This is a genomic window from Mesorhizobium sp. M8A.F.Ca.ET.021.01.1.1, assembly GCF_003998025.1.
Classification (GTDB): domain Bacteria; phylum Pseudomonadota; class Alphaproteobacteria; order Rhizobiales; family Rhizobiaceae; genus Mesorhizobium.
Genome location: NZ_RZSJ01000321.1, coordinates 1 through 6,837 on the forward strand (window position 1 = coordinate 1; position 6,837 = coordinate 6,837).

The 6,837-nt window shown below is 64.2% G+C and carries 5 protein-coding genes; 2 read left to right on the top strand and 3 right to left on the bottom strand.

The genetic code is table 11. From position 1 onward, the window contains the following. Positions 1 to 377: 377 nt before the first annotated feature. A complete protein-coding gene (gene secA / locus EOA36_RS22355; RefSeq protein ID WP_127279459.1) occupies positions 378 to 3,110 on the bottom strand; it encodes a preprotein translocase subunit SecA in 2,733 nt (910 codons plus the stop codon). Positions 3,111 to 3,371: 261 nt separating this feature from the next. Here secA and EOA36_RS22360 point away from each other — a divergent pair, with 261 nt between their 5' ends. Next, positions 3,372 to 4,298 carry a peptidylprolyl isomerase gene (locus EOA36_RS22360; RefSeq protein WP_127279460.1) on the top strand — a complete coding sequence of 309 codons (927 nt, stop codon included), beginning with the start codon at positions 3,372 to 3,374 and terminating at the stop codon, positions 4,296 to 4,298. A 74-nt stretch (positions 4,299 to 4,372) separates the two neighbouring features. Here EOA36_RS22360 and EOA36_RS22365 read toward each other — a convergent pair whose 3' ends face one another. Both EOA36_RS22365 and EOA36_RS22370 read right to left on the bottom strand, forming a co-directional pair. Further along, on the bottom strand, positions 4,373 to 4,972 hold the full coding sequence (locus tag EOA36_RS22365) for a TetR/AcrR family transcriptional regulator (RefSeq protein ID WP_127279461.1): 600 nt from the start codon (positions 4,970 to 4,972) through the stop codon (positions 4,373 to 4,375). 103 nt (positions 4,973 to 5,075) lie between these two features. Then, positions 5,076 to 6,356 (bottom strand): caspase domain-containing protein, encoded by a 1,281-nt coding sequence (locus EOA36_RS22370; protein WP_245464438.1) that lies wholly within the window; start codon positions 6,354 to 6,356, stop codon positions 5,076 to 5,078. 113 nt (positions 6,357 to 6,469) lie between these two features. On the opposite strand from EOA36_RS22370, the gene EOA36_RS22375 reads away from it, so the two are divergent. Continuing rightward, on the top strand, positions 6,470 to 6,837 hold a 368-nt coding region (locus EOA36_RS22375; RefSeq protein WP_189553310.1), incomplete at its 3' end, for a bifunctional ornithine acetyltransferase/N-acetylglutamate synthase.

The following is a 6,837-nucleotide window of genomic DNA, read 5'->3' on the forward strand; positions in this document are numbered from 1 at the left end:
AACAAACCGTAGCCGCTCGTCCATGATCCCAGTTTCTCGCCAAACCATCGCCGGTCCTCCCGGCGGACAAGAAAACTGTCACCCATGCTATCGGTCCATTCTGTTACCTATCTATCCGGTTCGGACAGCGCCTCCTTCTCCCCGTCACTATACGGGGAGAAGGTGCCGGCAGGCGGATGAGGGGCAGCGCTGGCTTTCGGTGATTTGCGCTGTGGATGCGGGAAGAAGAAAAGCCATCCGCAAAACGAATCGGCTCGCCGGGAGCGGGCCAGGCATTGTTTTTGGTCGCAGACAAACGCCAATCGGCGCCGCCCCTCATCCGGCCCTTCGGGCCACCTTCTCCCCGTATAGGGACGGGGAGAAGGAAGAAGCGTCCGTTACGCAAACGCGCCGTGGCAGTGCTTGTATTTCTTGCCGGAGCCGCAGGGGCAGGCTTCGTTGCGGCCGACCTTGCCCCAGGTGGCCTGGTTGTTGGGGTCGCGATCCTCGGGAGCGACGATGGCGTTGCTTTCCTGGCGCACCAGAAGAGCCGTTTCGCCGCCGTCAAAATCATTCTCGCCGGTGGTGCCGTCAATATGCGTGCCGAACATGTCGGGGGCTTCCGGCGGCGGGGCTTCGGCGGCCTGGCGGACCAGTTCGACGCGCATCAGCTGCGCGGTGACGGCCTGGCGCAGATTGCCCAGCATCGCCTGGAACAGCTCGAACGCCTCGCCCTTGTATTCCTGCAGCGGATCGCGCTGGGCGTAGCCGCGGAAGCCGACGACCGAGCGCAGGTGATCGAGATTGACGATGTGCTCGCGCCACAAATGGTCGAGCGTCTGCAGCACCACGGAGCGCTCGACATAGGTCATCACCTCGGGGCCGAAACGGTCGGCGCGTTCTTGTGCCGCGGCTTCGGCGGCTTGAGAGATGCGCTCGCGGATGTCGTCCTCGGCGATGCCTTCTTCCTTCACCCAGTCCTCGATCGGCAGGTCGAGATTGAGGAATTCGGCGACCTCGGCCTTCAGGCCCGCGACGTCCCACTGTTCGGCATAGGCGTTTTCGGGAATGGCCTTGGCGACGATCTCGTCGATGACGCCTTCGCGCATCTCGGCAATGGTTTCCGAAAGGCCTTCGCCGTCCATCAGCTCGATGCGCTGCTCGAACACCACCTTGCGCTGGTCGTTGGAGACGTCGTCATATTTCAACAGGTTCTTGCGGATGTCGAAGTTGCGGGCCTCGACCTTCTTCTGCGCCTTTTCCAGCGCCTTGTTGATCCAAGGATGGATGATGGCCTCGTCTTCCTTGAGGCCGAGCTTCTGCAGCATGCCGTCCATGCGCTCGGAGCCGAAGATGCGCATCAGATCGTCCTGCAGCGACAGGAAGAATTTCGAGCGGCCCGGGTCGCCCTGGCGGCCGGAACGGCCTCTGAGCTGATTGTCGATGCGGCGTGACTCATGGCGCTCGGTGGCGAGCACGTAGAGGCCGCCGGCGGCCAGCGCCTTTTCCTTCAGGCGCTCGATGTCGGCATAAATCTCCTTTTCGCGCGCCTCGCGCTCGGGACCCTCCGGCATGTCGCCCAGTTCGTCGGCGATGCGCATCTCGGCATTGCCGCCGAGCTTGATGTCGGTGCCGCGGCCGGCCATGTTAGTGGCGATGGTGATGGCGCCGGGCTTGCCGGCCTGGGCGACGATCGCCGCCTCGCGCTCGTGGTGGCGGGCGTTCAGCACTTCGAAATCCTTGAAGCCTTCCTTGCGCAGGCGCTCGGCCAACTGCTCGGACTTTTCGATCGAGGTGGTGCCGACCAACGTCGGCTGGCCCTTGGCGCTGGCTTCGCGGATCTCCCTGACGATCGCCTTGTACTTCTCCTCGACCGTCCGGTAGACCTCGTCGTCCTCGTCCTTGCGGATAACGGGCAGGTTGGTCGGGATCTCGGTGACCTCGAGGCCGTAGATGTTGCCGAATTCCTCGGCTTCGGTCAGCGCCGTGCCGGTCATGCCGGAAAGCTTCTTGTAGAGGCGGAAGTAGTTCTGGAAGGTGACGGAGGCCAGCGTCTGGTTCTCCGGCTGGATCGCCACATGTTCCTTGGCTTCGAGCGCCTGGTGCAGGCCTTCCGAATAGCGGCGGCCGGGCATCATGCGGCCGGTGAACTCGTCGATGATGACGATCTCGCCGTTGCGCACGATGTAGTCCTTGTCGCGCTGGAACAGCCGGTGCGCCTTCAGCGCGTTGTTGACGTGATGGACGATGGCGACGTTCTCGACGTCGTACAGCGACTCGCCCTTGAGCAGGTCGGCATCGCGCAGCATACTCTCGAGCTTCTCGGTGCCTTCCTCGGTGAAGATCGAGGTCTTCTGCTTCTCATCGATCTCGTAATCCTGCGGCTGCAGCTTGATGATGAAGGTGTCGATGGTGTTGTACATTTCCGAACGGTCCTCTAGCGGACCGGAAATGATCAGCGGCGTGCGCGCCTCGTCGACCAGGATGGAATCGACCTCGTCGACGATCGCGTAATTGTGACCGCGCTGCACCATCTGGGCGCGCTCGTACTTCATGTTGTCGCGCAGATAGTCGAAGCCGAGCTCGTTGTTGGTGGCGTAGGTGACGTCGGAGGCGTAGGCGACGCGACGCTCCTCGTCCGACAGGCCGTGGACGATGACGCCGACCGACAGGCCGAGGAATTTGTAGACGCGGCCCATCCATTCGGAGTCGCGGGTGGCGAGGTAGTCGTTGACGGTGACGACATGGACGCCGTTGCCGGCGAGTGCATTGAGATAGACCGGCAGCGTCGCGACCAGGGTCTTGCCCTCGCCGGTGCGCATCTCGGCAATGCCGCCATTGTGCAGCACCATGCCGCCGATCAGCTGGACGTCGAAGGGACGCATGCCAAGCACACGGCGCGCCGCCTCGCGGGCGGTCGCGAAGGCTGGGATCAGCAGATCGTCAAGGCTGGCGCCGTTGGCGATGTCCTGGCGGAATTTTTCCGTGCGGCCGGCAAGCTCGGCGTCGGAGAGCGCCCGCATCTCGTTTTCCATGGCGTTGATCGCCTCGACACGGGGGCGGGTCGATTTGACCCGACGGTCGTTGGAGGAACCGAAAACCTTACGGGCGAGACCGCCGAGACTGACCATCCAATGGTCCTTTCGATAGAATTCTCAATCTTGAGACAGGCGCCGGCCGGCCCCATCACATCCACGTGAACGCACCGCTTGAATGCGGGCAAACACAAAAAGCGCCCGGAAAACGGTTCTGGACGCCAAGTCGATGGACAGATAAGAGGGGGCTCAACTGATGTCAACGCCGCGCTGGCCCTGCCGGTCGCGCCAAATTCCGCCATAATCTGGCTGATCTGGAAGCCGCCCTCCTTACAATCCCTCACCGGAGTCATTCTTATGTCCTTGTTGTTCAGCCGTGCGTCGCTTGCCAGCCTTGGCCTGGCCCTCGGCCTGTCGGCTCTTTGCCTGTCGCCATCGATGGCGCAGGAGACCGCTCCCGCACCGGCCGCCCCGGCGGATGCGGCCGCACCGGCCGCGGCGCCGGTCGATCCGAACACCGTGATCGCCACCGTCAACGGCCAGCCCTTGACCGAAGCCGATCTGATGCTTGCCGAGGGCGAGCTGTCGCAGCAGTTCGCGCAGTTGCCGCCTGAACAGCGCCGCGCCGCCGCCCTTTCGGCGGCGATCGAAATCCGTGTCATGGCCGCCAAGGCCGTTACCGACGGTCTTGACAAGGATCCCGATTTCCAGCGCCGCATGGCCTTCCTGCAGCAGCGCGCGCTGCATGGCGAGATGGTCGAAAAGGGCGTCGTCGACAAGGTCACCGATGCCGAGGTTCGCGCCCGCTACGACCAGGAAATCGCCAACACCCCGCCGGTCAACGAGGTGCATGCCCGTCACATCCTCGTGAAGACCAAGGAAGAGGCCGAGGCGATCATCAAGCAGCTCGACGGCGGCGCCGACTTCCAGAAGCTCGCCAACGAACACACCTCGGATCCGAGCGGCAAGTCCAATGGCGGCGACCTCGGCTGGTTCGGGCCTGGCCAGATGGTGCCGGAGTTCGACAAGGCGGCCTTCGCGCTCGATGTCGGCAAGTACACCGAGCAGCCGGTGCAGTCGCAGTTTGGCTGGCACGTCATCAAGCTCGAGGACAAGCGCGCCAAGCAGCCGCCGGCCTTCGACGAGGTCAAGGACCAGGCCAAGCAGGCCGTCATCCGCGACAAGTATTTCGCGCTGGTCAAATCGCTGCGCGCCGGTGCCAAGGTCGAGATCCCCGACGCCAACCTCAAGAAGGCCGTCGATACGCTGGAAAGCGCCAAGTAAGCCCGAACAGCTTCGAAAAGGGCGCGGCAGCCGGAAGGTGCCGCGCCCTTTTTGTTGCACGTGCCAGCGGGCGCCTATCTGCCGGGCGCTGCTATGCCTTGCAGGAGATAGCGGACCACCTTGCGAATCGTCGCTTCGGGCTCGTCGAGCCGGTTGGTAAGGAGATGCCGCCACGCGTAGGAAGCCAGGAGGTCGGCGACCACGGCCGGATCGATATCGCTGGCGATTTCGCCCCTTGCCTTGGCACGTTCGATGATCTGGGTGGTGTGGGCGCGGCGTCCGCTGGCGTAACCGGCAAGAGCCTCGGCCGCGGTCTCATCCGACTGCGCCTCGGCGATCAGCGACCTGAACACGCTGCCCGACGATGTCTCGCGCCAGTGGAAGAACAGGTTCTCCAGGAAGCCGACGAGATCTTCTTCCAGTTTTCCCGTATCGGGAACGTCGACGCGTTTCTGGCGCTGGTAGACTTCCAGCAGCAGCGCCGCCTTGCTCGGCCACCAGCGATAGATGGTCGGCTTGCCGGCCCGGGCGCGCCGCGCCACCGCCTCGATCGAAAAGCCGGCATAGCCGGCCTCGACGAGCACGGCCTCGGCTGCCTCCAGAATGGCGTCCGCACTGTCGGGATTGCGCCGCGCCCCGATCGATCTGCGCGCCGTATCCGCCGTCTCGGCCATTCCTGTCGTCCTCGTTTCAATTCGCCGGCATGATAAGTGATCCGGTGATGAAACGAAACGATCCGTTTTTGGATGCAGAGGCGCCGTCATCAAGCGGTGGTCGTCACATCGGCTGCGACGTCTCGGACACGATGCGCCATCCCTTATCGGTCTTGATCAATTCCAGCGTCACCCGCGCCTTGCCGGCCACGCGCGCCGCCGACTTGTCCTTTGGCGTGTAGTCGTAGCTCATGGCAAAGACGGCCTGGGCGCTGCCCTCGCCGTGCGGTGTAACCTCCAGGCTGCCGGGGTCGAGGCCAAGCGACCATGAAGCCCATTGCGCGAACCAGTCGCTCTTCACCTTCGCAAGCGTCTCGGGATCGTAAGGCGTGCCGAAGACGGTGACGGAGGGGCCATAGAGCCGCTTGACGTCCGCGCGCATGTCCTTGACGTCCGGCGACAGGTAGTCGTCGCGCAGGAACTTCTCGATCGCGCTTTTGTCGTCGCCGACCGAACGCTCGAGCGCAGCCACTTGCGTCGAGGGCGCGGCTGCGGCCGCCGGTTCCGGGGCCTTCACCGGTCCTTTGCCCGGCACGAATTCGAAGCGTTCGAGCAGCGATCCCTGTTCCCACGGTCGCTGGGCCTCGCGGGTTTGCGAAACCACGTCGCGGCGCACCGCGATCATCATGTCGTTGATGCTCTGGCCGGGTTCGGCGATGTGGCGCAGCAGGGCCTGGGCGAAGGGCGAGTTGCGCCCGCTGCCGTCCATGGCGACAGCACCTGGCGCGGTCGAAAAAGCGATGAAGGAACCGCGCGTCGAATCGAACTGCGCCAGACCCGCCAGCGCCGTCGCCGAGCGGGTGGTGGCGGTGCGGCTCAGGCTGCGGGCAAACGGGTTGTTGCGGCAGGCATCGAGGAAGACCAGGCTGACCTTGGTCTGCTGTTCCATGATGTCGAGGACTTCGTCGATCGGCACGGCTTCGAGCTGCAGCTTCACCGGCATGTCGAGCCTGGCGTCGACCGGCACGATGTAATTGCGGCCGTCGACCTGAAGGCCGTGGCCGGCATAGTAGAAAAGCCCGACGCCGGCACCTTCGAGCGCATCGGAGAACTCGCCGATGCTGTGTTCAAGCTCGCGCTTGCCGAGGTCGTTGCCTTCGATGACCTCGAAGCCGATGGAACGCAGCTTGTCGGCGATGTCGAGCGCGTCGTTGACCGGATTGGCCAGCGTGCCGGCCTCGGCATAGGTACCGTTGCCGATGACGAGCGCGACGCGCCGCCCCGGCTCGGCGTCGGCGCGCAGCAACAGAAGTCCGAGAAATGCCCAAGCGAGGATCGCAAGCCTGCCCATGGGGAAGATCATAGCGCCACGGACCCCGGCGATGCCAACGGATTTGAAATGCAAGCTTAATCCTGACCGGGTTTGTCCCTGGCCGGAGCGACGAAAACGCGCTTGCGCCCGCGCGCCGTATCGGGCAAACCGGCCTTCCCCTTGCGATTTTCCCGCCCGAGGTCTCCATGTCCACGACGATTTCGCCGCTCGCGCCGAAGAAATACCCCAAAATGCCGGAAATCGAAGGGGTGCGCATCGCCACCGCCGAAGCGGGGATAAAGTACAAGAACCGCACCGACCTGCTGGCCATGGTATTCGACGCCGGTACCGCGGTCGCCGGCGTGTTCACCAAGTCGAAATGCCCCTCGGCGCCGGTCGATTTCTGCCGCCAGAACCTTGGCGCCGGCCAGGCGCGGGTGCTGGTCGTCAATTCCGGCAACGCCAACGCGTTCACCGGCAAGAAGGGCCGCGAGTCCACCGCGATGACGGGCGAAGCGGCGGCGAAGGCCGCGGGCTGCAGGCCAGGCGAGGTTTTCCTGGCTTCGACCGGAGT

Excerpts from the sequence above, each read along its gene's own strand:
- secA (WP_127279459.1), bottom strand. The coding sequence starts at position 3,110 with ATGGTCAGTCTCGGCGGTCTCGCCCGTAAGGTTTTCGGTTCCTCCAAC.
- EOA36_RS22360 (WP_127279460.1), top strand. The coding sequence starts at position 3,372 with ATGTCCTTGTTGTTCAGCCGTGCGTCGCTTGCCAGCCTTGGCCTGGCC.
- EOA36_RS22365 (WP_127279461.1), bottom strand. The coding sequence starts at position 4,972 with ATGGCCGAGACGGCGGATACGGCGCGCAGATCGATCGGGGCGCGGCGC.